This window comes from Burkholderia sp. AU19243 (genome assembly GCF_018148075.1).
GTDB classification, from domain to species: domain Bacteria; phylum Pseudomonadota; class Gammaproteobacteria; order Burkholderiales; family Burkholderiaceae; genus Burkholderia; species Burkholderia latens_A.
This window is the reverse complement of the sequence record NZ_JAGSTV010000005.1, coordinates 355,847-382,762: the sequence shown is the minus strand read 5'-3', so window position 1 is coordinate 382,762 and position 26,916 is coordinate 355,847. Positions and strand designations below refer to the sequence as shown.

20 protein-coding genes are annotated in these 26,916 nt (G+C 64.4%); 12 read left to right on the top strand and 8 right to left on the bottom strand.

Annotation, left to right across the window (positions count from 1 at the left end; genetic code table 11):
• Positions 1 to 17: 17 nt before the first annotated feature.
• The 3 genes from infB (at position 18) to truB (ending at position 4,391) form a co-directional block, all read left to right on the top strand.
• Positions 18 to 2,936: a translation initiation factor IF-2 gene (infB, locus tag KDW55_RS13025; protein WP_040144049.1), complete on the top strand. Its 2,919-nt coding sequence runs from the start codon at positions 18 to 20 to the stop codon at positions 2,934 to 2,936.
• 112 nt (positions 2,937 to 3,048) lie between these two features.
• Entirely contained in the window at positions 3,049 to 3,447 is a 399-nt protein-coding gene (rbfA, locus tag KDW55_RS13020; RefSeq protein ID WP_069241334.1) for a 30S ribosome-binding factor RbfA, read from the top strand.
• A gap of 11 nt (positions 3,448 to 3,458) precedes the next feature.
• On the top strand, positions 3,459 to 4,391 hold the full coding sequence (gene truB / locus KDW55_RS13015) for a tRNA pseudouridine(55) synthase TruB (RefSeq protein WP_069241335.1): 933 nt from the start codon (positions 3,459 to 3,461) through the stop codon (positions 4,389 to 4,391).
• 91 nt (positions 4,392 to 4,482) lie between these two features.
• Here the strand turns inward: truB and KDW55_RS13010 are convergent, their stop codons facing one another.
• From KDW55_RS13010 to KDW55_RS12995, 4 genes are all read right to left on the bottom strand, one after another.
• Entirely contained in the window at positions 4,483 to 6,042 is a 1,560-nt protein-coding gene (locus tag KDW55_RS13010; RefSeq protein WP_040144051.1) for a DHA2 family efflux MFS transporter permease subunit, read from the bottom strand.
• Between the two features lie 27 nt (positions 6,043 to 6,069).
• On the bottom strand, positions 6,070 to 7,287 hold the full coding sequence (locus tag KDW55_RS13005) for an HlyD family secretion protein (protein WP_040144052.1): 1,218 nt from the start codon (positions 7,285 to 7,287) through the stop codon (positions 6,070 to 6,072).
• 52 nt (positions 7,288 to 7,339) lie between these two features.
• Positions 7,340 to 8,836: an efflux transporter outer membrane subunit gene (locus KDW55_RS13000; RefSeq protein ID WP_040144053.1), complete on the bottom strand. Its 1,497-nt coding sequence runs from the start codon at positions 8,834 to 8,836 to the stop codon at positions 7,340 to 7,342.
• A gap of 87 nt (positions 8,837 to 8,923) precedes the next feature.
• Positions 8,924 to 9,415: a MarR family transcriptional regulator gene (locus tag KDW55_RS12995; protein ID WP_040144054.1), complete on the bottom strand. Its 492-nt coding sequence runs from the start codon at positions 9,413 to 9,415 to the stop codon at positions 8,924 to 8,926.
• 332 nt (positions 9,416 to 9,747) lie between these two features.
• Here KDW55_RS12995 and typA point away from each other — a divergent pair, with 332 nt between their 5' ends.
• The 6 genes from typA (at position 9,748) to KDW55_RS12965 (ending at position 19,430) form a co-directional block, all read left to right on the top strand.
• Positions 9,748 to 11,574, top strand: a complete 1,827-nt coding sequence (gene typA / locus KDW55_RS12990) for a translational GTPase TypA (protein ID WP_040144055.1) — start codon at positions 9,748 to 9,750, stop codon at positions 11,572 to 11,574.
• Positions 11,575 to 11,890: 316 nt separating this feature from the next.
• Complete coding sequence (locus KDW55_RS12985; RefSeq protein WP_059544268.1) at positions 11,891 to 14,755, top strand: 2-oxoglutarate dehydrogenase E1 component; 2,865 nt, start codon at positions 11,891 to 11,893, stop codon at positions 14,753 to 14,755.
• A 136-nt stretch (positions 14,756 to 14,891) separates the two neighbouring features.
• Positions 14,892 to 16,166, top strand: coding sequence for a 2-oxoglutarate dehydrogenase complex dihydrolipoyllysine-residue succinyltransferase (gene odhB / locus KDW55_RS12980; protein ID WP_069241336.1), 1,275 nt, complete (start codon positions 14,892 to 14,894; stop codon positions 16,164 to 16,166).
• Positions 16,167 to 16,246: 80 nt separating this feature from the next.
• Positions 16,247 to 17,677 carry a dihydrolipoyl dehydrogenase gene (gene lpdA, locus KDW55_RS12975; RefSeq protein WP_069241337.1) on the top strand — a complete coding sequence of 477 codons (1,431 nt, stop codon included), beginning with the start codon at positions 16,247 to 16,249 and terminating at the stop codon, positions 17,675 to 17,677.
• Positions 17,678 to 17,777: 100 nt separating this feature from the next.
• A complete protein-coding gene (zapE, locus tag KDW55_RS12970) occupies positions 17,778 to 18,875 on the top strand; it encodes a cell division protein ZapE (RefSeq protein WP_040144059.1) in 1,098 nt (365 codons plus the stop codon).
• 144 nt (positions 18,876 to 19,019) lie between these two features.
• The gene (locus KDW55_RS12965; RefSeq protein ID WP_040144060.1) at positions 19,020 to 19,430 is read left to right on the top strand and encodes a transposase; all 411 of its coding nucleotides are present in this window, start codon (positions 19,020 to 19,022) and stop codon (positions 19,428 to 19,430) included.
• 106 nt (positions 19,431 to 19,536) lie between these two features.
• Here the strand turns inward: KDW55_RS12965 and KDW55_RS12960 are convergent, their stop codons facing one another.
• The 4 genes from KDW55_RS12960 to KDW55_RS12945 form a co-directional block, all read right to left on the bottom strand.
• Positions 19,537 to 19,998, bottom strand: coding sequence for a DUF2147 domain-containing protein (locus KDW55_RS12960; protein ID WP_040144061.1), 462 nt, complete (start codon positions 19,996 to 19,998; stop codon positions 19,537 to 19,539).
• Between the two features lie 166 nt (positions 19,999 to 20,164).
• Entirely contained in the window at positions 20,165 to 21,850 is a 1,686-nt protein-coding gene (locus KDW55_RS12955) for a ShlB/FhaC/HecB family hemolysin secretion/activation protein (protein WP_040144062.1), read from the bottom strand.
• A gap of 145 nt (positions 21,851 to 21,995) precedes the next feature.
• Positions 21,996 to 23,351: a collagen-like triple helix repeat-containing protein gene (locus KDW55_RS12950; RefSeq protein WP_156432109.1), complete on the bottom strand. Its 1,356-nt coding sequence runs from the start codon at positions 23,349 to 23,351 to the stop codon at positions 21,996 to 21,998.
• 37 nt (positions 23,352 to 23,388) lie between these two features.
• A complete protein-coding gene (locus KDW55_RS12945; RefSeq protein ID WP_212197971.1) occupies positions 23,389 to 24,972 on the bottom strand; it encodes a collagen-like triple helix repeat-containing protein in 1,584 nt (527 codons plus the stop codon).
• Between the two features lie 665 nt (positions 24,973 to 25,637).
• On the opposite strand from KDW55_RS12945, the gene KDW55_RS12940 reads away from it, so the two are divergent.
• The 3 genes from KDW55_RS12940 (at position 25,638) to KDW55_RS12930 (ending at position 26,899) form a co-directional block, all read left to right on the top strand.
• A complete protein-coding gene (locus tag KDW55_RS12940; RefSeq protein WP_212160677.1) occupies positions 25,638 to 25,826 on the top strand; it encodes a Flp family type IVb pilin in 189 nt (62 codons plus the stop codon).
• Between the two features lie 72 nt (positions 25,827 to 25,898).
• Positions 25,899 to 26,396: a prepilin peptidase gene (locus KDW55_RS12935; RefSeq protein ID WP_069241340.1), complete on the top strand. Its 498-nt coding sequence runs from the start codon at positions 25,899 to 25,901 to the stop codon at positions 26,394 to 26,396.
• Positions 26,396 to 26,899: a TadE/TadG family type IV pilus assembly protein gene (locus KDW55_RS12930; RefSeq protein WP_209825212.1), complete on the top strand. Its 504-nt coding sequence runs from the start codon at positions 26,396 to 26,398 to the stop codon at positions 26,897 to 26,899. The genes KDW55_RS12935 and KDW55_RS12930 overlap by 1 nt, the downstream gene beginning before the upstream one ends.
• Positions 26,900 to 26,916: the final 17 nt, after the last annotated feature.

Genomic DNA, 26,916 nt, shown 5'->3' with positions numbered 1-26,916 from the left:
TGCACTAAGAGGAATGAATGGCGAGTAACAACGTAGCCCAATTTGCCGCGGAACTGAAAATGCCTGCTGGTGTGCTGCTCGAACAGCTGCAGGCAGCGGGCGTCCAGAAAGCGAGTGAAGACGATGCGCTGTCCGAGTCGGACAAGGCGCGTCTGCTCGATCATTTGCGCAAGTCGCACGGCGCAACCGACGGCGACAAGCGCAAGATCACGCTGACCCGCAAGCATACGTCGGAGATCAAGCAGTCTGACGCGACGGGCAAGGCTCGCACCATTCAGGTCGAGGTCCGCAAGAAGCGTACGTTCGTCAAGCGCGACGACGTGGCCGAAGGTGCGGAACAGGGTCAGGCGCAGGTCGCCGAAGCGGACGACGATGCGGAACTGAAGCGTCGCGAGGAAGAGGCGCGCCGCGAGGCCGAGCTGCTGGAAAAGCAGGCGCAGGAACTGCGCGAGCGCCAGGAGCGCCTCGAGCGCGAGGAAGCCGAACGCCGCGCCCGCGAGGAAGCGGCCGAAGCCGAGCGCCGTCGTGCCGAGGAAGAGGCGGCGGCGAAGCGTGCAGCGGTCGAAGCGGCGGCAAAGCAGGCAGCTGCGCAGCAAGCCGCCGAGGCACAGCAGGAAACCGCCAGTGCGCAGTCCGCGCAGGATGAGGCGCGCGCTGCCGCCGAACGTGCGGCACAGCGCGAAGCGGCGAAGAAGGCTGAGGATGCGGCCCGCGAGGCGGCGGACAAGGCGCGCGCCGAGCAGGAAGAGATCAGCAAGCGTCGCGCGGCGGCGGAAGCCGAAGCACGCGCGATTCGCGAAATGATGAACACGCCGCGCAAGGCCGTGGTCAAGGCAGTCGAGCCGCCGAAGCCGGTGGAGCCGCCGAAGCCGGCCGAAGCGAAGGGCACGCTGCACAAGCCGGCCAAGCCGGCCGGCGCGGCTGCGCAGGCGCGTCCCGCGGTGAAGAAGCCGGCCGGCGCAGCGCCGGCAACTACCCAGGCACCGGCAGGCGCGGGCGACCGCAACAAGAAGCCGGGCGGCGGCAAGGGCGGCTGGCAGGACGACGCAGCGAAGCGCCGCGGTATCAAGACGCGTGGCGATTCGAGCGGCGGCGTCGACCGCGGCTGGCGCGGCGGCCCGAAGGGTCGCGGCCGTCACCAGGACAGCGCGTCGACGTTCCAGGCGCCGACCGAGCCGATCGTGCGTGAAGTGCACGTGCCGGAAACTATCTCGGTTGCCGATCTCGCGCACAAGATGTCGATCAAGGCCTCTGAAGTCATCAAGGTGATGATGAAGATGGGCCAGATGGTCACGATCAACCAGGTGCTCGACCAGGAAACGGCGATGATCGTCGTCGAGGAACTGGGCCACCGCGCGGTTGCCGCGAAGCTGGACGACCCGGAAGCGCTGTTGGTCGAAGGCGAGACCAGCTCCGATGCGGAGCAACTGCCGCGTCCGCCGGTCGTCACGGTGATGGGTCACGTCGACCACGGCAAGACCTCGCTGCTCGACCACATCCGCCGCGCGAAGGTTGCAGCAGGCGAAGCGGGCGGTATTACGCAGCATATCGGCGCATACCACGTCGAGACGCCGCGCGGCGTCATTACGTTCCTCGATACGCCGGGTCACGAGGCGTTCACGGCAATGCGTGCTCGCGGCGCGAAGGCGACCGACATCGTGGTGCTGGTGGTGGCGGCCGACGACGGCGTGATGCCGCAGACGAAGGAGGCAATCGCTCACGCGAAGGCCGGTGGCGTGCCGATCGTCGTGGCGATCAACAAGATCGACAAGCCGGAAGCGAACCCTGATCGCGTCAAGCAGGAACTGGTCGCCGAAGGCGTCGTGCCGGAAGAGTACGGCGGCGATTCGCCGTTCGTGCCGGTATCGGCGAAGACGGGCGCCGGTATCGACGACCTGCTCGAGAACGTGCTGCTGCAAGCCGAAGTGCTGGAACTGAAGGCACCGGTCGAGGCGCCGGCCAAGGGCATCGTGATCGAAGCGAAGCTGGACAAGGGCAAGGGCCCGGTCGCGACGATCCTCGTGCAGTCCGGCACGCTGAACCGCGGCGACATCGTGCTTGCAGGCACGGCTTACGGTCGCGTGCGTGCGATGCTCGACGAGAACGGCAAGCCGACGAAGGAAGCAGGCCCGTCGATCCCGGTCGAAATTCAGGGTCTGTCGGAAGTGCCGGGTGCGGGCGAGGAAGTGATCGTGCTGCCGGACGAGCGCAAGGCGCGCGAAATCGCGCTGTTCCGTCAGGGCAAGTTCCGCGACGTCAAGCTGGCGAAGCAGCAGGCGGCGAAGCTGGAAAGCATGCTCGAGCAGATGGGCGAAGGCGAAGTGCAGAACCTGCCGCTCATCATCAAGGCGGATGTGCAGGGCTCGCAGGAAGCGCTCGTGCAGTCGCTGCTCAAGCTGTCGACCGACGAAGTGCGCGTGCAGATCGTGCACAGCGCGGTGGGCGGCATCAGCGAAAACGACGTCAACCTGGCAACGGCCTCGAAGGCGGTCATCATCGGCTTCAACACGCGTGCGGACGCACAGGCGCGCAAGCTGGCCGAAGCGAACGGTATCGACATCCGTTACTACAACATCATCTACGACGCAGTGGATGAGGTGAAGGCCGCGATGTCGGGCATGCTGGCGCCGGAGAAGCGCGAAGTGATCACCGGCATGGTCGAAGTGCGCCAGGTGTTCAAGGTGCCGAAGATCGGTACGGTCGCCGGCTGTATGGTCACCGACGGTATCGTCAAGCGCTCGTCGTCGGTTCGCGTGCTGCGCAACAACGTCGTGATCTTCACGGGCGAACTCGAATCGCTGAAGCGCTTCAAGGACGACGTGAAGGAAGTCAAGCAAGGCTTCGAGTGCGGTATGTCGGTGAAGAACTTCAACGACATCGTCGAAGGCGATCAGTTCGAAGTCTTCGAAGTGACCGAAGTCGCACGTACGCTGTAATCGTCGCGTATCGGCTCTTGGGCGGGGCAGGCTTGGGCCTGTCCCGCCCATTTTCATGGTGGCGTGCTCGACGCGCGCCGCTTCATCCTGATAAACGGATCACGGATCGATCATGTCCAGGAAACGTACTTCCCCCAATCGCAACGTTCAGATCGCCGATCAGATTCAGCGCGATCTGTCCGAACTCATCATGCGCGAGGTCAAAGACCCGCGCATCGGTATCGTGACCATCCAGAGCGTCGAGCTGACGCCGGACTACGCGCATGCGAAGGTCTATTTCACCGCGCTCACCGGCGATCCGGACAAGACGCAGGCAGCGTTGAATCATGCGTCGGGTCACCTGCACAATCTGCTGTTCAAGCGCCTGCACATCCATACGGTGCCGACGCTGCATTTCCATTACGACCAGACGATCGAGAAGGCCGTCGAAATGTCGCGCCTGATCAAGGAAGCCAACTCGACGCGCGCGAAGGACGACGACGAAGCCGACGCACCCGCGAAGGACGATTGAGCGCGCACCCCATGACGACTGCAGCTTCCCAGCGCCCGCGCGTGCCGCGCCGCGCGCTGGACGGTGTTCTCCTGCTCGACAAGCCGGTCGGCCTGTCGAGCAATGACGCATTGATTCGCGCGAAGCGCCTGCTGCTCGCGAAAAAGGCCGGCCATACCGGTACGCTCGATCCGCTGGCGTCGGGACTGTTGCCGCTGTGCTTCGGCGAAGCGACGAAGTTCTCGCAGGACCTGCTGGAAGCGGACAAGACCTACGAAGCGACGATGCGTCTCGGCGTGCGTACGGCGACCGGCGATGCCGAAGGCGACGTGCTCGACACGCGCGCCGTCCAATGCGATCGCGCGGCCGTGGAAGCGGCACTCGCGCGTTTTATCGGCGAGATCGTGCAGGTGCCGCCGATGTATTCGGCGCTCAAGCGCGACGGCAAGCCGCTGTACGAATATGCGCGCGCCGGCCAGACGGTTGAACGGGAAGGGCGCAACGTGACGATCCATGCGCTCGACCTGGTCGCTTGCGAACTGCCGGATGTGACGTTTCGCGTGACGTGCAGCAAGGGCACTTACGTGCGCACGCTCGCGGAAGATCTCGGTGAGGCGCTCGGCTGCGGCGCGCATTTGACGATGCTGCGCCGGACGGGCGTCGGCGCGCTCACGCTCGAGCACGCGGTGACGCTCGATGCGCTGTCCGACGCTGCCGAAGCGGCGCGCGACGCGTGGCTCCAGCCGGTCGACGCGTTGCTGTCGACGTTTCCGCGCGTGCAGCTCGACGAAGCCAGCGCGAAGCGGTTTCTGCATGGCCAGCGCTTGCCGCTGTCGGCACTCGATCCGATCGACGCGACCGACGGCGCGCGCGTGCGCGTGTACGACGCACAGCGACTGCTCGGGGTCGCCCGCAAGGCGAACGGCGTGCTCGCCCCCGAGCGGCTCGTGGTGACGGCTGCGTGACGCACGGCGCACAGGCGCCGTCGAGAACGAGAAAAAAGAAAGCCCGGTCGAGACCGGGCTTTTTGTTGCACGCGCGTACGAGCGTGACGGCTCAGTGTGCCGCCGACGCGGCCGCACCCGCATCGCCGCCGCCGGCGCGTTCCGGTTTCGTGATCCAGATCAGTCCGATCAGCAGCACGAAGATCGCCGCCGAGATATAGAACAGATCGTTCACGCCCAGTTGCGCAGCCTGCTGCGTGGCCATGTTGTTGATGAGGCCGTGCGCCTGGTCACGCGTCAGTCCGAGGTTGCCCATTTGCGTGACGGCCTGGTTGAACGTCGGGTTGTACGGGTTGGCCTGTTCGACCAGTTGGGCGTGATGGAAGTTGTTTCGGTGATCCCACGCGGTCTGGAAGATCGACGTGCCTATGCCGCCGCACATGATCCGCACGAAGTTCGACAGGCCCGATGCCGCGGGAATGCGGTGACCGGGCAGCCCGGACAACGTGATCGACACGAGCGGGATGAAGAAGCCGGCCATCGCAATGCCTTGCACGAGCGTCGGCAGCGTCAGGGACCACTCGTCGACGCCTGTCGTGTAGCGGGAGCGCATCCAGAAACACAGCGCGAACGTCAGAAACGCGGCGGTCGCGATGTAGCGCGGATCCGTGCGCGGCAGGAACTTGCCGGTCAGCGGCGACAGCAGGATCGCGAACAGCCCGACCGGCGCCATGACCAGGCCCGCATCGGTTGCCGTGTAGCCGATCTGGGTCTGCAGCCACAGCGGCAGCAGCACCAGGTTGCCGAAGTAGAGCCCGTAGCCGACCGCGAGCGCGATCGTGCCGCCTGTGAAGTTGCGCATCCGGAACAGCGACAGGTCGACGACCGGGTGTTCCGCAGTCAGTTCCCAGACCACGAAGAACGCGAACGACACGACCGCGATCAGTGCCAGCACGATGATCGTCGTCGACGCGAACCAGTCGAGATCCTTGCCCTTGTCGAGCATGATCTGCAGCGAGCCGACCCACAGCACGAGCAGTGCGAGGCCGACGCCGTCGATCGGCGCGCGGCGCACGGTCGATTCGCGCGAGCGATAGATCGACCACGTCGCGAGTGCGGCGGCGATGCCGACCGGGATGTTCACGTAGAAGATCCACGGCCACGAATAGTTGTCGGAGATCCAGCCGCCGAGAATCGGCCCGGCGACCGGTGCGATCAGTGTCGTCATGGACCACAGCGCGAGCGCCATCGGCGCTTTTGCGCGCGGATAGCTCGACAGCAGCAGCGATTGCGACAGCGGAATCATCGGTCCGGCGACCGCGCCCTGAAGCACCCGCGACCCGAGCAGGAACGGCAAGCTCGGCGCAAGCCCGCACATCCACGACGAGATGACAAACAGGATGATCGACGCGAGGAACAGGCGCACCTGTCCGAAGCGGTCGGTCAGCCAGCCCGTCAGCGGCACGGAGATCGCGTTCGCGACCGCGAACGACGTGATGACCCACGTGCCCTGGTCGGACGACACGCCGAGGTCGCCCGAGATGGTCGGGATCGCGACGTTCGCGATGGACGTGTCGAGCACGTTCATGAACACCGCGAGCGATACCGCGATCGTCCCGAGCACGAGTTGCCCGCCTTGCAGCGGCGGGTGGGAGACAGGAGCCTGTGCCATGTCGGTAAATTTCCGGAGTCGGAACCGTTACATCATCTTGGCGGCGGTGTTCGACTTCGCCGCGGCCGGCGCCGGCGCGTTGCCGCCGGCGTTCTCTGCAATGATGCGCGCGATCTCGGCGTCGGCTTCATCACCGTACTTTGCGAACACGTTGGTCTCGTAGACCGTGTTCTGCGCGTTGGCAAGCTGGTCGCCGCGCTCGTCCTTGATGTCGACGTCGACCTGCATCGACAGGCCGATGCGCAGCGGGTGCTTCTCGAGGTCCTTCGGATCGATCTCGATACGCACCGGCAGGCGCTGCACGACCTTGATCCAGTTGCCCGTTGCGTTCTGCGCCGGCAGCAGCGAGAACGCCGAGCCCGTGCCGGCCGAGAAGCCGACGACCTTGCCGTGATAGACGGCCGACGAGCCGTAGATGTCAGCCGTCAATTCGACCGGCTGGCCGATGCGCATGTGCTTGAGCTGGACTTCCTTGAAGTTCGCGTCGACCCACACCGCGTTCAGCGGCACGACCGACATCAGCGGGTTGCCCGGCGACACGCGCTGGCCGACCTGCACCGAGCGCTTCGCGACGTAGCCGGTGACCGGCGCCGGCAGCACGTTGCGCGCATTCGCGAGGTAGGCGTCGCGAACCTTCGCCGCCGCGGCCATCACGTTCGGGTGCGATGCAATCGTCGTGTTCGCAGTCAATGCGCGGTTCGATGCGAGCTGTTGCTGGGCCGCGTCGACCGACGCTTGCGCGGCGCGCACCGCGTCGCGTGCATGGGAAATTTCTTCCTGCGACACAGCGCCCGTCTGCGCGACGGCCAAACGGCGGCGCAGGTCGTCCTGCGCCTTCGACAGATCGGACTGGCGCAGCGCCACCTGGGCACGGTACTGGTCGTCGTTGACGAACAGGCCGCGCACCTGGCGCACCGTCTGTGCGAGATTCGCTTCGGCCTGCTGAAGCGCGACCTGTGAATCCGCCGGATCGAGCACGACGAGCGGATCGCCGGCCTTGACCGTTTGCGTGTCGTCCGCCTTCACGGCGATCACGGTACCCGTGACCTGCGGCGTGATCTGCACGACGTTGCCGTTCACGTAGGCATCGTCCGTTTCTTCATGGAAGCGGGCGACGAGGAAGTAGTACAGACCGTACGCGATGGCGGCGATCACGATAACCGCGATCAGCAGCGTCATCATCCGCTTGCGCTTTCCGTTGTTCTGCGGCTGTGCGCTGGCAGCGTTTTGTTGAGGGTCGCTCATGGCGATTTTCTCCGTCCGTTATTTCGAGTGTCTGCGTAGTGGTGGCGCCGAATCAGTTGGCGGCCTGTTTGGTCTGCTTGTCGGCGTCGGGAGCGGCGAGCCGCGTGCCCGTCGCGTCGAACCCGCCGCCGAGCGCCTTGATCAGCGCGAGCTGCATGTCGCGCCGGCGCATCTTCAGGTTGGTCACGGTCTGCTCCGCCGCGAGGCGGTTGCTGTCCGCGGTCAGCACCTGCAACTGCGGCGACAGGCCGGCCTTGTAGCGAATCACGGCGAGATCGTACGCGCGCGTCGACGCGTCGAGCGCACGCTGCGCGTCGTCCATCTGGCGATCGACCGCCCGGATCGACGCAACCTGCGTCGCGACGTCGTTCAGCGCATTGATCAGCGTCTGGTTGTAGTTCGCGACCGACAGATCGAAGTCCGCATAGCGGCCCTTGAGCTGCGCGCGCAGCGCGCCCGCGTCGAAGATCGGCAGGTGGATGGCCGGGCCGAACTGCGCCTGACGGCTCGCGAAGTTCAGGAATTTGCCCCAGCCGAACGCATCGAAGCCGAAACCGGCCGCGAGGTTCACATCCGGGAAGAACTCGGCCTTCGCTTCCTTCACGTCGTGCAGCGCGGCCTCGACCTGCCAGCGCGCGGCAACGATGTCGGGGCGGCGCGACACGAGGTCGGCGGGAAGGTTGCCGGGCAGCGCGATTTCGCCGGTCGGATTCATCACCGGCGCGGCGATCTGCAGCCCTCGGTCGGGCCCCTTGCCAAGCAGCGCGGCGAGCTGATAGCGCACGGTCGTGATCTGACCGTCGAGGTCGGACAGCGATGCCTGCGTGGTGGCGATGTTGCCGCGCGCGGTCTGTCGTTCGACGTTGGTGTCGAGCCCGGCGGATACGCGGCCATCCGTGATCTTGCCGACCGTCTGCCGGTTGGTGATCTCGCGTTGCGCAATGTCGCGCAGCGCATAGAGTTGAGCGAGCGAGTTGTAGGTGCGGGCGACCGACGATGCGAGCGTAATGCGCGCCTGCTGCATGTCGGCTTCGGCGGCCTTTTCCTGCGATACCGCGGTATGCAGCCGCTCGCGGTTCTTGCCCCAGAGGTCGAGATCCCAGGACGCGCTCGCGAGCGCGTTGTTCTCGCTGTACCACTGGCCGCCGTACGGCGGAGGGAACAGCGCGTTCGACGAATACAGCTCGCGCGTCCAGGAGTAGCTCGCTTCGGCCTTCGGCATCAGGTTCGAGCGCGACGATTCGATGTACGACGACGCCTTCGCGATCCGCGCCTGCGCCTGCGCGATCGACGGATTGCCCTGAAGCGCCTCGTCGATCAGCTTCGGCAACTGCGGGTCGCCGAACTGGCTCGCCCAGTCGAGCGTCGGCCACTGGCCGCCTTGGGCGGGCAGGCTCTGAGCGGTTTCGAATTGCGACGGGGGAGCGATCTGCTTGTCGCTCTTGATGCCGATATAGTTGGCGCAGCCCGCCAGCGCCAGCGCGGCAACCGCGGCTGCGACGGCGGCGCGGCACGACCCGGCGCGCACGGACAACGGGGAGGATTTCATCGCGCTGTTCCCTGACTCGGAATGAATGATGGACACTGCAAGGATTTCCTTACATTAATCTGTCAAAAGTAATTGTTATGGCAACTATTACGTGACGCTACCGCCGGCGTTCTCGCAATAGTTGCTGAGAATGCGGCGCAGCATGCTCTTCAGAAAGCCGACTTCTTCCGGCGTAAAGCCGTCCAGCAACTCATCCAGCACGCTGCGGAATACCGGCGGCAGCCGTTCGGCAAGCGCGCGGCCTTCGTCGGTCAGTTCGAGCCGAACGACCCGCCGGTCCTCGATGCTGCGCACGCGGGACAGCAAGCCGCGCTTTTCGACGCGATCCAGCAACCGCGTGACCGCGCTTGCGTCGATTCCGTACTCCCGCGCAAGTTCGGCCGCCGTCGAGCACCTGCCGACCGCAATCATGAACAGCATGCTTGCCTGCGTGCCGGTGATGCCGAGTTCTTCCTGCGTGCGCTGGGTGACGAGGTTCGTCATCACCGACTTCACGCGCGACATCAGATAACCGACGCTGTCGTTCATCTGATACGCGGACAACGGCGAAACGGGCGATTGAGAAGAAGAGTCCGACATAAAACCCTGAAGCTGCAATAGTTGACTAGGCAGCATTGTAGGCGCAATTGCTTGCCGCGGCAAATGTTAATCGAACGGCTGGAGCCGCGCTCGGCGTCCGAAAATTACCTCGCGGACGTCAGGGTTTTCGCGCTCTCACGGCCGTGCACGGGCCCGATTGGTCCCGCCAACCCAAGGGCGGGGCGCCCCGGCGTGTTGCGTTGCAACGAGGCGGCGGGGCTTTCGACATTCTCACGTGCTATAATTTGCGGTTTCCAAGCTGCAACGCGCGCGCACGTGTCCCGGTGACTGACGAGCGTGCGCGTTTGCGCGTTCAACGATTTCAGGTTTCTATGACCCGCGCCCTTCGCAATATCGCCATCATCGCTCACGTCGACCACGGCAAGACCACGCTCGTCGACCAACTGCTCCGCCAGTCCGGCACCTTCCGCGAGAACCAGCAGATTGCCGAGCGGGTGATGGACTCGAACGACATCGAAAAAGAGCGCGGGATCACGATTCTCGCGAAGAACTGCGCGGTCGAATACGAAGGCACGCACATCAACATCGTCGACACGCCGGGGCACGCGGACTTCGGTGGCGAGGTGGAGCGCGTGCTGTCGATGGTCGACTCGGTGCTGCTGCTCGTCGACGCGGTCGAGGGCCCGATGCCGCAGACCCGCTTCGTCACGAAGAAGGCGCTCGCGCTCGGCCTGAAGCCGATCGTCGTCATCAACAAGATCGACCGTCCGGGTGCGCGAATCGACTGGGTCATCAACCAGACCTTCGACCTGTTCGACAAGCTCGGCGCGACCGAAGAGCAGCTTGACTTCCCGATCGTCTACGCATCGGGCCTGAACGGCTACGCGTCGCTCGATCCGGCGGCCCGCGAAGGCGACATGCGTCCGCTGTTCGAGGCGATCCTCACGCACGTGCCGGTTCGCCCGGCCGATCCGGACGCGCCGCTGCAGCTGCAGATCACGTCGCTCGATTATTCGACGTACGTCGGCCGGATTGGTGTCGGCCGCATCACGCGCGGCCGTATCAAGCCGGGCCAGCCGGTCGTCATGCGTTTCGGCCCCGAAGGCGACGTGCTGAACCGCAAGATCAACCAGGTGCTGTCGTTCAAGGGCCTGGAGCGCGTGCAGGTCGACTCGGCCGAAGCCGGCGACATCGTGTTGATCAACGGTATTGAAGACGTCGGCATCGGCGCGACCATCTGCGCGGTCGACACGCCGGAAGCGCTGCCGATGATCACCGTCGACGAGCCGACGCTGACGATGAACTTCCTCGTCAACTCGTCGCCGCTCGCCGGCCGCGAAGGCAAGTTCGTGACGAGCCGCCAGATCCGCGACCGTCTGATGAAGGAACTGAACCACAACGTCGCGCTGCGCGTGAAGGACACGGGCGACGAAACGGTGTTCGAAGTGTCGGGCCGCGGCGAGCTGCACCTGACGATTCTCGTCGAGAACATGCGCCGCGAAGGCTACGAACTCGCGGTATCGCGCCCGCGCGTCGTGATGCAGGAAATCGACGGCGTGAAGCATGAGCCGTACGAACTGTTGACGGTCGACGTCGAGGACGAGCACCAGGGCGGCGTGATGGAAGAGCTGGGCCGCCGCAAGGGCGAAATGCTCGACATGGCGTCGGACGGCCGCGGCCGCACGCGCCTGGAATACCGGATCTCGGCGCGCGGTCTGATCGGCTTCCAGAGCGAATTCCTGACGCTCACGCGCGGCACGGGCCTGATGAGCCACATCTTCGACTCATACGCGCCGGTCAAGGACGGTTCGGTGTTCGAGCGCCGCAACGGCGTGCTGATCTCGCAGGACGACGGCGCGGCCGTGGCCTACGCACTGTGGAAGCTGCAGGATCGCGGCCGCATGTTCGTGAAGCCGGGCGACGCGCTGTATGAGGGCATGATCATCGGCATCCACAGCCGCGACAACGACCTCGTCGTGAACCCGATCAAGGGCAAGCAGCTGACCAACGTGCGCGCGTCGGGCACCGACGAGGCCGTGCGCCTCGTGCCGCCGGTCCAGATGTCGCTCGAATACGCGGTCGAATTCATCGACGACGACGAACTCGTCGAAGTGACGCCGCAGTCGATCCGTCTGCGCAAGCGCTTCCTGAAGGAGCACGAGCGTCGCCGCGCGAGCCGCGAAGGCGCGGTCGACTAAGCATCGACCGTTCCCGTGCAGCACGGCAAAGGCCGCCTTCGGGCGGCCTTTTTTGCATTCGCGCGACGTGCGGCCGGAACGGTTGCAAAACACTGTTTCCGCCGCTGCCCGCAATCCGGCAAAACCCCGCCGCGCGGGCTTTCACGCGCATTTCGCCGTGAGCTTCGGTATCGGTTCTGTGATATGCTGCGCGCACGCAAGTTTTAGGTCCTTCCAAGCAAGACTTGATTCGCAATCCGCTAAACGGTCAGGCCGTGTCGCGGAAGGTTGAGTAACCCGCTATTTCTCGAGAAGCTCGAAGAAAGGTGAGCGTAAAATGTCAGATGTAATGAAGCAGTTTCAGCTGAACTCCTATCTGTTCGGCGGCAATGCTTCGTACGTTGAAGAACTGTACGATGCATACCTCAACAATCCGGCATCGGTGCCGGAGAACTGGCGAGAGTATTTCGACGCGCTGCAGAACGTACCTGCAACGGACGGCTCGAACGCCAATGACGTCGCTCACTTCCCGATCGTCGAATCGTTTGCCGAGCGTGCGAAGGCCAATGCCTTCATTCCGCGCGAAAGCACCAGCAATCTGGCGACCGCGCGCAAGCAGGTTCACGTCCAGTCCCTCATCAGCGCCTATCGCTTCCTCGGCTCGCAATGGGCCAATCTGGATCCGCTGAAGCGTCGCGAACGTCCCGCCATCCCCGAACTCGAACCTGCTTTCTACGACTTCTCCGAAGGCGACCTCGACCAGACCTACAGCGCGAGCAACCTGTATTTCGGTTTCGACCAGGCTTCGCTGCGCGACATCGTCAAGGGCTTGCGCGATACGTACTGCGGCACGATCGGCGCCGAGTTCATGTACATCAGCGACCCCGAGCAGAAGCGCTGGTGGCAGGAGCGCCTGGAATCGATCCGCGCGACGCCGTCGTTCTCGGCCGACAAGAAGAAGCACATCCTGAATCGCCTGACGGCGGCGGAAGGCCTCGAGCGCTATCTGCACACCAAGTACGTCGGCCAGAAGCGCTTCTCGCTCGAAGGCGGCGAAAGCTTCATCGCGGCGATGGACGAAGTCGTCCAGCACGCGGGCAAGCGCGGCGTGCAGGAAATCATCATCGGCATGGCGCACCGCGGCCGCCTGAACGTGCTCGTCAACACGCTGGGCAAGATGCCGGCTGACCTGTTCGCCGAATTCGAAGGCAAGCACGTCGACGACCTGCCGGCAGGCGACGTGAAGTACCACAAGGGTTTCTCGTCCGACGTGTCCACGGAAGGCGGCCCGGTCCACCTGTCGCTGGCGTTCAACCCGTCGCACCTCGAAATCGTGAACCCGGTCGTCGAAGGTTCCGCGAAGGCGCGGATGGACCGTCGCGGCGACGAAGACGGCCTGCAAGTGCTGCCGGTGCAGATCCACGGCGACGCGGCCTTCGCGGGCCAGGGCGTCGTGATGGAAACGCTGAACCTTGCGCAGACGCGCGGTTACGGCACGCACGGCACGCTGCACATCGTCATCAACAACCAGATCGGCTTCACGACGTCGGACCCGCGCGATGCGCGCTCGACGCTGTACTGTACCGACGTCGTCAAGATGATCGAAGCGCCGGTGCTGCACGTGAACGGCGACGATCCGGAAGCCGTCGTGCTCGCGATCCAAATCGCGATCGACTACCGGATGCAGTTCCACAAGGATGTCGTGATCGACATCGTCTGCTTCCGCAAGCTGGGTCACAACGAGCAGGACACGCCGGCCGTCACGCAGCCGCTGATGTACAAGAAGATCGCGCAGCACCCGGGCACCCGTGCGCTGTATGCCGAGAAGCTGGTGCAGCAGGGCGTGATCACCGCGGAAGACGCCGACAACTACGTGAAGGCTTACCGCAAGGCGATGGACGACGGCCACCACACCGTGGATCCGGTCCTGTCGAACTACAAGAGCAAGTACGCGGTCGACTGGGTTCCATTCCTGAACCGCAAGTGGACGGACGCAGCCGACACGGCCGTGCCGCTCGCCGAACTGAAGCGCCTCGGCGAACGCATCACGACGGTCCCGGAAAACTTCAAGGTCCACCCGCTCGTGGAGCGCGTGATCAACGACCGCCGCAACATGGCGCGCGGCGACCAGCCGCTCGACTGGGGCATGGCCGAGCACCTCGCATTCGCGTCGCTCGTCGCATCGGGCTACTCGGTGCGCCTGACGGGCCAGGACTCGGGCCGCGGCACGTTCACGCACCGTCACGCCGTGCTGCACGACCAGAACCGCGAGCGCTGGAACGACGGCACGTACGTGCCGCTGCAGAACATTGCCGACGGTCAGGCGAAGTTCACGGTGATCGACTCGGTGCTGTCGGAAGAAGCGGTGCTGGGCTTCGAATACGGTTACTCGACCGCCGAGCCGAACACGCTCGTGCTGTGGGAAGCGCAGTTCGGCGACTTCGTGAACGGCGCACAAGTCGTGATCGACCAGTTCATCTCGTCGGGCGAAGTGAAGTGGGGCCGCGTGTCGGGTCTCACGATGCTGCTGCCGCACGGCTATGAAGGCCAGGGTCCGGAACACTCGTCGACGCGTATCGAGCGTTTCCTGCAGCTGTGCGCCGATCACAACATGCAGGTCGTCCAGCCGACGACGCCGGCGCAGATTTTCCACCTGCTGCGTCGCCAGATGATCCGCCTGTTCCGCAAGCCGCTGATCGTCGCGACGCCGAAGTCGCTGCTGCGTCACAAGGAAGCGGTGTCGGACCTGTCGGAACTCGCGAAGGGTTCGTTCCAGCCGGTGCTGGGCGAGACCGACGGCGGCATCGACGCGAAGAAGGTCAAGCGCGTGCTGGTGTGCTCGGGCCGCGTGTACTACGACCTCGTCGCGCACCGCCGCGAAGCGAAGGCGAACGACGTCGCGATCATCCGTATCGAGCAGCTGTATCCGTTCGCGCACAAGCAGTTCGAAGCCGAAATGAAGAAGTACGAGAACGCGACTGAAGTGGTCTGGGTGCAGGACGAGCCGCAGAACCAGGGTCCCTGGTTCTACGTCGAGCACCACCTGAAGGAAGGCATGAAGGAAGGGCAGAAGCTGGCGTACAGCGGCCGTCCGGCTTCGGCCTCGCCGGCGGTTGGCTACTACGCGAAGCACTACGAGCAGCAGAAGGCCCTCATCGAAGGTGCGTTCGGCCGCCTGAAGAGCGCATCGATCGCGAAATAACCGACGGCAAGCGAAACGGGAAGGCGCACAGCGCTTTCCCGTCTCTTTTGGCCTGCCGCGCGCGTGGCGCGCCGCATCGGCCGAAGGAGTCGCACGAACCTCGTCACACCCCAGATTAAGCATCCAGGAAAATCACATGGCTATCGTAGAAGTCAAAGTCCCCCAGCTTTCGGAGTCGGTTTCGGAAGCGACCATGCTGCAGTGGAAGAAGAAGCCGGGCGAAGCAGTCGCGCAGGACGAAATCCTGATCGAACTCGAGACCGACAAGGTCGTGCTCGAAGTGCCGGCGCCGGCCGCGGGCGTGCTCGCGCAAGTGCTGCAGAACGACGGTGACACGGTCGTGGCCGACCAGATCATCGCGACGATCGACACCGAAGCGAAGGCGGGTGCCGCCGAAGCAGCGGCAGGCGCCGCGGAAGTGAAGCCGGCGGCAGCGCCCGCTGCGGCCGCACCGGCAGTGCAGCCGGCAGCCGCAACCGCATCGAGCTCGGCAGCCGCATCGCCGGCCGCAGCGAAGCTGCTGGCCGAGAAGGGCCTGTCGGCAGGCGACGTTGCTGGTTCGGGCCGCGACGGCCGCGTCACGAAGGGCGACGCGCTGGCCGCGGGCGCACCGAAGGCCGCGCCGGCCGCCGCACCTGCAAAGACTGCCGCTGCGAAGCCGTCGCTGCCGGAAGTGAAGGTGCCGGCATCGGCCACCACGTGGCTGAACGATCGTCCGGAACAACGCGTGCCGATGTCGCGTCTGCGTGCGCGTATCGCGGAGCGTCTGCTCGAGTCGCAGCAAACCAACGCGATCCTGACGACGTTCAACGAAGTCAACATGCAGCCGGTCATGGACCTGCGCGCGAAGTACAAGGACAAGTTCGAGAAGGAACATGGCGTGAAGCTCGGCTTCATGTCGTTCTTCGTGAAGGCGGCCGTGCACGCGCTGAAGAAGTTCCCGCTGGTGAACGCGTCGATCGACGGTAACGACATCGTCTACCACGGCTACTTCGACATCGGTATCGCGGTCGGTTCGCCGCGCGGCCTCGTCGTGCCGATCCTGCGCAATGCGGATCAGCTGAGCCTCGCCGAAATCGAGAAGAAGATCGCCGAATTCGGCCAGAAGGCGAAGGACGGCAAGCTGTCGATCGAGGAAATGACGGGCGGTACGTTCTCGATCTCGAACGGCGGCGTGTTCGGCTCGATGCTGTCGACCCCGATCATCAACCCGCCGCAGTCGGCCATCCTCGGCGTGCACGCGACGAAGGAGCGCCCGGTCGTCGAAAACGGCCAGATCGTGATCCGTCCGATCAACTACCTGGCACTGTCGTACGACCACCGGATCATCGACGGCCGCGAAGCGGTGCTGTCGCTCGTCGCGATGAAGGACGCGCTGGAAGATCCGGCACGCCTGCTGCTCGACCTGTAAGCCGAGTCTCACCGCATTGACCCTGTCGCACGTTCGCGCGCTCGCGCGAACGTGCGGACGCACAAGTAGAAAGGATTGTCATGTCCAAGGAATTTGACGTCGTCGTGATCGGGGCAGGCCCCGGCGGCTATATCGCCGCGATTCGCGCCGCGCAGCTCGGCAAGACCGTTGCCTGTATCGAGAAGTGGAAGAACCCGGCCGGCGCGCTCAAGCTCGGCGGCACCTGCCTGAACGTCGGCTGCATTCCGTCGAAGGCGCTGCTCGCGTCGTCGGAAGAGTTCGAGAACGCGTCGCATCACCTGGCCGACCACGGCATCACGGTCGACGGCGTGAAGATCGACGTCGCGAAGATGCTCGGCCGCAAGGACGCAATCGTCGAGAAGATGACGAGCGGGATCGAGTTCCTGTTCAAGAAGAACAAGATCACGTGGCTGAAGGGCCATGGCAAGTTCACCGGCAAGACCGACGCCGGCGTGCAGATCGAAGTGAGCGGCGAGGGCGAAAGCGAAGTCGTCACCGCGAAGAACGTGATCATCGCGACGGGTTCGAAGGCGCGCCACCTGCCGAACATTCCGGTCGACAACAAGATCGTGTCGGATAACGAAGGCGCGCTGACGTTCGACTCGGTGCCGAAGAAGCTCGCCGTGATCGGCGCAGGCGTGATCGGCCTCGAGCTCGGCTCGGTGTGGCGTCGTCTCGGCGCGGAAGTGACGGTGCTCGAAGCGCTGCCGGCTTTCCTCGGCGCAGCCGACGAAGCGCTCGCGAAGGAAGCGGCGAAGCTGTTCAAGAAGCAGGGCCTCGACATCCATCTCGGCGTGAAGATCGGCGACGTGAAGACGACCGCGAACGGCGTGTCGATCGCGTACACGGACAAGGACGGCAACGCGCAGACGCTCGACGCCGACCGTCTGATCGTGTCGGTTGGCCGCGTGCCGAACACCGACAATCTCGGCCTCGAGGCGATCGGCCTGAAGGCGAACGAGCGCGGCTTCATCGACGTGGACGACCACTGCCGTACGGCCGTGCCGAACGTCTACGCGATCGGCGACGTGGTGCGCGGCCCGATGCTCGCGCACAAGGCGGAAGACGAAGGCGTGCTGGTCGCGGAAGTGATCGACGGCCAGAAGCCGCACATCGACTACAACTGCATTCCGTGGGTGATCTACACGTACCCGGAAATCGCATGGGTCGGCAAGACGGAACAGCAGCTGAAGGCGGAAGGCCGCGAAATCAAGACGGGCAAGTTCCCGTTCTCGATCAACGGCCGTGCACTCGGCATGAACGCGCCGGACGGTTTCGTGAAGATGATCGCGGATGCGAAGACCGACGAACTGCTCGGCGTGCACGTGATCGCCGCGAACGCGTCGGACCTGATCGCGGAAGCCGTTGTGGCGATGGAGTTCAAGGCGGCGTCGGAAGACATCGCCCGCATCTGCCATCCGCACCCGTCGATGTCGGAAGTGATGCGCGAAGCGGCGCTCGCGGTCGACAAGCGCTCGCTGAACAGCTGAGCGCGGTATAGCGCCGGCCGGCCTTTGGCCGGCGCAGCCGTCTCATGACGAAGGCGGGCGGGGGGTTCCCGCTCGCCTTCGTTTTTTCCGGTTTGTCCCGATGAACGTCACCGAATACTACACGCGCGAATTGACCACGCGCGGCTATCAGTCCGATCCCGCCCAGCGCGCGGCCGTCGATCGCCTGCAGCGCTGCTTCGACGAGTGGGTCGACTACAAGGCACGCCGCTCGAACGCGTTCAAAAAGCTCATCAATCATCCGGATCTGCCGCGCGGCGTCTATATGTGGGGCGGCGTTGGCCGCGGCAAGAGCTTCCTGATGGACAGCTTCTACGCGGTGGTGCCCGTGCAGCGCAAGACACGCCTGCACTTCCACGAATTCATGCGCGAAGTGCACCGCGAACTCGAGGAGCTGAAAGGGCAGGCCGATCCGCTCGACGAACTCGCACGGCGCATCGCGAAGCGTTACCGGCTGATCTGTTTCGACGAATTCCACGTGTCGGACATCGCGGATGCGATGATCCTGTACCGGTTGCTCGATCGCCTGTTCAACAACGGCGTGCAGTTCGTGATGACGTCCAACTACGATCCCGACGATCTGTATCCGGATGGCCTGCATCGCGACCGCATGCTGCCGGCGATCGCGCTGATCAAACAGAAGCTCGACGTGCTGAACGTCGACGCGGGTGTCGACTATCGCCAGCGTACGCTCGCGCAGGTGCAGATGTATCACACGCCGCTCGGCGCGGACGCCGATCGCGAACTGCGTCATGCGTTCGCGAAGCTTGCCGCGGTGCCGGACGAAAGCCCGATCCTGCACATCGAGAAACGCGAACTGAAGGCGCTGCGCAAGGCAGACGGGGTCGTGTGGTTCGATTTCGCAACGCTGTGCGGCGGCCCGCGCTCGCAGAACGACTATCTGGAGCTGGCCAGCCGCTTCCACGCGATCGTGCTGTCGGAAGTGCCGCAGATGTCGCCGCGGATGGCGTCGGAAGCACGTCGCTTCACTTGGCTCATCGACGTGCTGTACGACCACAAGGTCAAGCTGCTGATGTCGGCGGCGGTGCCGGCCGAGCAGTTGTATGTCGAAGGGCCGATGGCGAACGAATTCGCGCGCACGGTCTCGCGTATCGTCGAGATGCAATCGAAGGAATACCTCGAAACACCGCGTCGCATCGTCGATACTTCGCTGACCTGATCGACGGCTCGCGCCAAGCGGCGGGCTTCAATCTTCAATTCCGGTCAAATTCCCGCGATCTCGGGGTATTTTCGGACTCGTCTTATATTCACCGGTGAGGTCAGCCGATATCGTTGCGTCATGGTTCCAAGGCTGGAGATGTCCATGACACCGTATCGAGATCTGACCGACCACGAGTGGCGCGCGGTCGCACCGCTTCTGCCCGAAATGCAGCCGCGCACCGAGTTGCGCGGCCGGCCATTGGCCAACACGCGTGCCGTTCTGAACGGCGTGCTCTGGGTTATTTATAGCGGCGCGACGTGGTCCGCAATGCCGCGTCGTTACCCGTCGTATCAAACTTGCCATCGCCGCTTCAAGGTGTGGCACGAAACCGGCACGTTGATGCAGGTGATGCGCGAACTGTATGGCGATGCCGGCGTCAACCTGTGCAACGAACTGTCGACGCGGATGCGCAAGCACGCGCAGTCGAAGGCCGCCGAAGTGAGAAGCGCTGCCGTGCCGGTATATCGAGCGCCGGGCAGCTATGCGCCGAGTGCGATGAAGCACGCAGCATGACGCCCGTTGATTCATTCAAGCGGACATCAAAGCAAAATCGGCCTGACGACATCGTCGCCGGCCGATTTTTTTATTGCGTCGTGCGCATCGATGTGCGGCGCGGAACTTACTGCGCGCGAACCCAGGTCTGAGAGCGGCCGAGCAGCGATACGCCGATGTAACCGCGCACGACCAGCTTCTGGCCGCCATCTTCCAGCGCCATCTTGCACTTGTAGACCTTGCCGTTTTCCGGGTCGAGGATATTGCCGCCGTCCCAGTGATCGCCGTCCTTCTTCATCGCCTTGATGATCGTCATGCCCTTGATGAGCTGATCCTTGCGCTCGTCCGTGCAAGCAGTGCAGCGGCGGTCGGGCGTATCGTTGGCGCCGAGGCCCTTGACGACCTTGCCCGACAGCGTACCGTCGCCGTCATCTGCGATCTGCACGAGCGCCTTGGGCTGATGCGTGTTGTCGTCGATCGTCTGCCACATGCCGACGGGGCTGTCGGCCTGGGCGAAGGCGGGTGCGGCGCAGGCGAGCAGTGCGCTTGCGGCGGCCAATGCGCGCAACGGGCGAGTCAGTTGAATCATTGTCTTCCTCCTTGTTTCATGTCGTGTTCGATGTGCCCGCACGACCGTCTGCATGGGGCGGTGGCTTGTTGCGAGCTTTGCCAGAATACGTGAAACCGCTCGTCGCGTTTGATAGAGGGGACTCTAATCGAAACGGCCCGCGAGACGCGGGCCGTTTGGTGTCCGATCAGTTGAGCTGATAGGAAAACGCGGCATTCACGCGCGGACTGCGCGACGCGCTTTCAACCGGCGCATCGCCGACCGGCTTCGCGATGTTCAGGTCGAGACTGTAGTAGCGGCTGTCGGAAAACCGTACGCCGATCCCGACGGACGATAGCCGGCTCGGCGACGGCGTGCCGGTATGCAAGTACACACGCGCCATGTCGTATGCGATATATGGCGTGATGGATTTCATGTACGTCCAGCCGGGCGTGAACGCGCGGTTGAGTTCCACCGACATTCCCCAGCCGGAGTCGCCCGATGTTTCGCCGGGCTGGTAGCCGAGCGCATAGCGTGTCGAACCGAACGAAATCTGTTCCGACGTCGGCAGCGAGTCGGGGCTGTACTGGCCGGTCAGCGAGACCGACGTGCCGATCTTGAACGGCCATTCGTTGGTCTGCGTGAACGTCGCGCCGGTGCGCACGAACGTCAGCGAGATCGGGCTGTCCACCGACGTCGTGTTCGAGCTGATCGTGACGTCCTGCGCTTTCGATGCGCCGAGAATGTTGAAGCCCTTTGCGACGTTGACGCTCAGCTTCTGCACCTGCTTGTCCGATACGCTCGTGTAGTCGAGCTGCATTTGCAGCACGCGCACTTGCGAGCGCGTATCGATGCTGTTGCCGTTGATCTTGCTCTGGTAACGGTCTTCGTTGTGCGACGCATAACCCGACACGGTGCCGAGCAGGCTGCGCTGATTGTTCAGCAACAACGGATAGGAGGCCGAAAGACCAAGCTTCTCGTTCTTGACCGTGCGCTCGACCGACGACGGGAGGCCGGGGTTGTCGGTCGGCTTGCCGCGATAGGTGCTGGCATCGAGACGTGTGACGAGTCCGCTGCTGCCGACCGGTACCGCGCCGCTGAACGCGACGTAGGTCTGCTTGTCGCGCCCGGGCGGCACCAGCGCGGAAATGCTCAACTGCTCGCCGAACGACGTCAGGCCGTTTTCGGTTGCGGTGATGAGGCCTTGCACGCCGGGGTGGTTGAAATCGATGCCGGTGCTGATGTTGAAAGCCTTGCGGTCCACCGCGAGTTCGAGTGTCGTCGCGCCGTCGGTCGTCTGCGGCGGCGGCACGTTCGCTTTCACCGTGACACCGGGCAGGAGGCCGAACGTGTTCACGTAGCGTTCGAACGTCGCGCGGCGTAGCGGCCGATCGGCCGTGATGTGCGCGGCGATCGCGCGGATCTTCGACTCCATCGCGCCGGGCTTGCCGGTGACCTTGACGTCCGACACGTAACCTTCGACCACCGTTACGCGCACGACGCCGTTCTCGAACGTCTGCGCCGGAATGAACGCGAACGACAGCGCGTAGCCGCGCTCCTGGTACAGCTTGGTCACGCCGTTCGCGGCTTCGATCAGGTCGCCGATCGTGATGTCCTTGCCGACGAGCGGCGTGAAGCGGCGCGAGATTTCTTCGAACGGTATCGATTTCACGCCTTCCACCTGAAACGTCGCCGGCGTCAGGTGACGCGACAGCAGTTCCTGAAGTTGCGGCGCCTGCGGCGCGACCTGGACGGTGACGCTCGGGCCTGTTTTCGGTGCGTTGATCTGGGGAAGGGAGTCGAGCGGATTACCCGCCGCGCGCGTTTGTGCATGTGCCGTGCCTGCTGCCGCGATGGCGAGCAGCATCATCCATCTGTCGAGTCTGGATTTCATTGTTCTTCCTCGTAGGCCTTGCTTTTTCGTCTTCTTTCTAATGCGGGCGCGCGACACCAGGGTGCCGCGCGCCGCGTACCGCATTGCCGGTTGTGTTTGTACGGCCGCGCGTCCTGCTCCGGCTGCAAAGGCGCGACCGTCCTCCTTACTTGCCAACGCTACCCAGCGTGCCCAGCAAACCCGTGACCGGCGCGAGCAGGCCCGTCGAACTTCCAGACGACGCCGAACCGGTTGCGCCGCCAACGAGTGACGTGACCGGTGCGAGCGGATTCGACGAACCGCCGGTACCCGCTGCGCCGCCGACTGCTCCCGTGACAGTATTCAGCAAACCGGTGACGGGCGCGAGAGGGTTTGCACCGCCTGCGCCGCCCGTTGCGCCGCCGAGCGCACCGGTTACCGTCGACACGAGGCCGGTGACGGGGGCGAGCGGATTGCTGCCCGAGCTGCCCGTTGCGCCGCCGACTGCGCCCGTGAGCGAACCGAGTGGCGTCGAGCCGAGGCCGGACAACAGGCCGCCGAGCGGGTTCGTCGAACCGGAACCCGACGACGGGCCATTCTGGACGGTAGCCGTCGAGCCGCCGACGAGGCTCGTGATCAGGCCGGGGATCGGCGCCGCGCCATTCGGTCCGTTCGGATTCACGAGGCCGCCCGCGTTGGTCACGGTGTTGCCGACCGCGGTGACGAGTTGGCCGACGTCACCGACGAGCGGCTGATTCGACGTGCCGGCGACCTGTTTGCCCGCCGAGCTGATCGCGCCGCCGACTTGGCCCAGCAGGCCCGACACGGGCTGGCCGAGGCCGGTGGTCGTGCCGACCTGCTGTGTCAGCTGGCCCGCGGTGATCACCAGCGGCGTGATCGCGGAGCTGAGCGGTTGCGTGACTTGTTGTACGGCACCCGACGACAGCGTCGAGCCGACCGTCGTGCCGGCCGCCGACAGGCCGTTGGCTACCGTGTCGAGCACCGTGCCGACCGGCGTCGTGACCGGCGCCAGCGGTGCCAGCGGACCCGTGCCGAGCGCCTTGACCGTGGAGCTCAAGCCGGACACCGTGTTGCTCGTCGCGCCGACGACATTGCCCAGGCCGGCGACCGTCGTGCCGACGGGATCCTTGATCGAGCCGGTCTGCCCCAGCCCGTTGCTCAGCGCATCGGCGGCCGCGTTGATGATCGTGCCGGTGCTCGACACGGTGCTGCCGACGCCCTTCGTCAGGCCGTCGCCGAGACCGGGCAGGCTCACGTTGCCGATGGTGCTGCCGAGATCGGTTGCGGTCTGGCCGAGCGTGCTGACGGCGCCTTTGGTGCCGGACGTCGAGCCGCTGGTGCCGCTCGTTCCGCTGGTACCGCTCGTGCCACTGGTACCGCTCGTGCCGCTGGTGCTGCCGCTCGGCGGTGCGCTGACGCTGTTGCCGCCGCACGCGGCGAGCAGGCAGGCCGTCGCCAACACGGTAAGGGGTACGCGCCATTGGCGCAGGGCGGTCGTCGTGATGGAACGCTGGGACATGATGGACTCCTCGCTGTCTTTTCGATGAATGGATGTCGGATTACTTGTGCGTGCCGCCGAGCAAGCCGCCGATCAGCGACGTGACAGGCGCGAGCAGGTTCGTGCCGGAGCCGGAGCTCGTCACGGCGCCCGTACCGCCGCTCAGTGCCGGCGCGCCCACCGTGCCGGTGCCTGCGGGGATCGGCGCGGCGATCGGATTGCCGCCGCCCGTTACGCTGCCGAGTGCGCCGGTAACCGCAGAGACGAGACCCGTAACCGGGGCGAGCGGGCCGCCGCTGCCGCCTGCCGCGCCGCCGAGTGCGCCGGTCACGGTAGAGACGAGGCCGGTGACGGGGGCAAGCGGGCCACCGCTCGCGCCGCCTGCCGCGCCGCCGAGTGCGCCGGTCACGGTAGAGACGAGGCCGGTGACGGGGGCGAGCGGGCCGCCGCTGCCGCCTGCCGCGCCGCCGAGTGCGCCGGTCACGGTGGAGACGAGGCCGGTGACGGGGGCGAGCGGGCCGCCGCTCGTGCCGCCTGCTACGCCGCCCAGCCCGCCCACGGTGCCGAGGAGGCCTGTGAGCGGCGCGAGCGGATTCGTCACGCCACCGGTGCCGCCGGTAAGCAACCCGCCGACGGATTTCACGGTATTGCCGGCCGACGAGACGGTGTTGCCGAGGCCGGTCGTGACGGGGTTGCCACCCGTCGATGCGATGAGCGCGCCGCCCTGGTTCAGGCCGTTGCCGATCGTGCCGAGCAGCGTATTGACCGGAGCGCCGAGACCGGTGGCCGTTCCGATCGTTTGCGTCGTCTGACCGACCATCGTCGTAATCGGCGTGATTGCCGAGCTGACCGTTTGCGTGACCTGCTGGATCGGGCCGGTCGACAGCACGTTGGAAAGCGTGGTGCCGCCGTTCGATACTGCGCTGCCGACCTGGGTGACCAGGCCGCCGACGGCGCCGGTGACGGGCGCGAGCGGCGACAGCGGGCCGGTGCCGAGGCTCGTGACGAGGTTGCCGGTCTGCGTCACTGCGCCGCCGAGCTGGTTCACGACGCCGCCCGTGCTGGCGACGGTGACGCCGACCGGGTCTTTCGTCGCGCCGAGTTGACCGAGACCGCTGCCGACGCCGTTGCCAAGTGCCGTGACTGCGCCGCCGACGCTTTGCACGATGCCGCCTGCCGCCTGCGTCGTGCCCGGGTTCACGCCCGGCAGCGACTGGCCGGCGATCAGGGTGCCGACGCCCGACACGGTGCCGCCGATATCCGTGATGAGATTGCTGCTCTTTGCGATGACGGTACCCACGGGATTCGCCGATACGCCGGACGTACCGCTCGTGCCGCTGGAAGTACCACTGGAAGTACCGCTGGACGTTCCACTCGTCGAGCCGCTCGTGCTGCCGCTAGTCGACCCGCTCGTCGAGCCGCTGGTGCTGCCCGACGTGCCGCCGCTCGTCGAGCCGGACGTGCCGCCCGAGGTACCGCCGCCCGACGTGGAGATGGAGTCGCCGCCGCCGGAGCTCGAGCCGCCGCTGAGACCCTTGCTGATTGAACCGGAACCGCCGCACGCGGAGAGGGAAAGCATGGCTGCCACGGTGGCCGCGATCATAGTCGTCCGGAGCGTGCCATGAGGGATAACCTGAATGTCCATTTCGTCCTCGCATTGAAGCTGATGTTGTGTTGAGTGATGCGAGGATTACTCTGCAACTGTCGTGCCATTTCGACGGTCGCTGGTTCGGCGATTGGTTTTAAACGCGCCAATTCCTTGTCGGAAAAGGAGTTTGCGGCAGTCGAAAGATTGTTGAAACTGTTTAAGAGCCGTCAAATGAGAACGGTTTCGCTCGTTTCGTAACGTAACGTCACAACATTGGCGTTACGCGTGCGGCGTAACGTGGTTGGGGCGCCGCACAGCCGACCGGGCGGATTGTTTTACTGGTGGATTAGGTGTGCACATCTAACCTATCGTAAATCCTATGTGTAAGGCGTACCGAAACGCCGTACAAATACGTTGTGCTCCCGGAAAGTTTTTCGGTCTCGATTCAAAAGAGGTTGGAAAGTAAATTGGATCGGATATAGAATCCGGGGGCAGATGTAAGCAAATGTACGGTGTGGTACAAGACGTTCGAGGAGGCTCACTATCGCGAATGTTAACTTGCATCAAATATTGATACATACCCCTCGGGGTGACATATAAAGAAAGCGCACCCGGTTGTCGTTGCATCTGATGTGACGAACGACGTGGGGCAAGGGCCGGATATGCGGGGATGTAGAACGTATAAAAGGCCAAAGAATGTACATACAGGCACGAGGAATAAAATGAAAGCACTCATCAAGCGCTTCCTGAAGGAAGAAGACGGGGTTACCGCGATCGAGTATGGGTTGATTGCGGGGCTGATCGCGGTGGCCATCATCGCAAGCGTCTCCAAGATCGGTACCGATCTGGGAACCATGTTCTCGACAATCTCAAGCTGCGTAACCGCACCTGCTACCTGTAAGGCCAGCTGATCTTGCTATCCGTTGGGATAGGCAGCCAACGCATTCCGTGCGCTGCCTACCCGCTAGCAGTCGCTCGTGGTCATGGCGCATCTATTGTTTACCGGGATTTTCCTGGTATGGGCTACGCTCGTCGGGGCCAGTGATATTCGCTATCGGCGCATTCCGAATGCGCTCGTTATTGCGGGTTTGGCCGGTGCATTGACCGGCGCGGCCATCAGTGGAAATCCGTTCGGGGTGACCATGGGTCAGTCAATGATCGGCGCGTTTGTCGGCCTAGTCTGCTTCTCCCTTTTTTTTGCATTACGTGTAATGGGCGCTGCCGACGTCAAGGTATTCGCGGTGCTCGGGGCCTGGTGCGGTGTGCAAGCGTTGCCGTGGTTGTGGCTCATCGCAAGCGTAGCAGCGGCTTTCCATGCGCTGTCGGTAATGGTTTTGTCACGAACTTCAATTTCGGCGCTATGCAAGCGCGATACGCCGGCGATGACGCTTGGGGGCCGCCGAGCGACGCCTTACGCAGCGTTACTCGTGATGCCGGCCGTCGTTTGGCTTCTACATCTTACGCACGTGAGGGGAGTGTGATGGCTCGGTGGACGCAAGCACGCCAGTCGCCCGCATGGCGGCGTCAACGGGGAGCGGCGGCTATCGAGTTCGCGTTTGTATTTCCGTTGTTCTTCCTCATCTTTTACGCGATCGTCACCTTCGGGATGATTTTCATCATCCAGCAGAGCCTGACATTCGCGGCGACCGAAGGTGCACGTGCCGCGTTGAATTACACGTCCGCGCCGTGTGACCGGCTCCAGGTCAATGCCCGAAATGCCGTGTCGCGAGCGCTGGCCGGCGTGCCGTGGGCGCAGAGCGTGGGTTTTGCTGCGCAGGTTTCCACATCGGTGCCGGCGCCCGCTACGACACCCGGCGTCACTTGCAGCGGAACGTTCACTTCGACTTCGACGTCGTCATTCAACGTGATGGTGACGACGAGCTATTCGTACGCGGCAAATCCGTTGATCCCGTGGATATTCATTTTCAGTGCGCCGCAGTTGCAGAGTAGCGCGACCGTGCAGGTTCTGCCGAGCATGCTTTGAATTGAATCCCCGTGAAC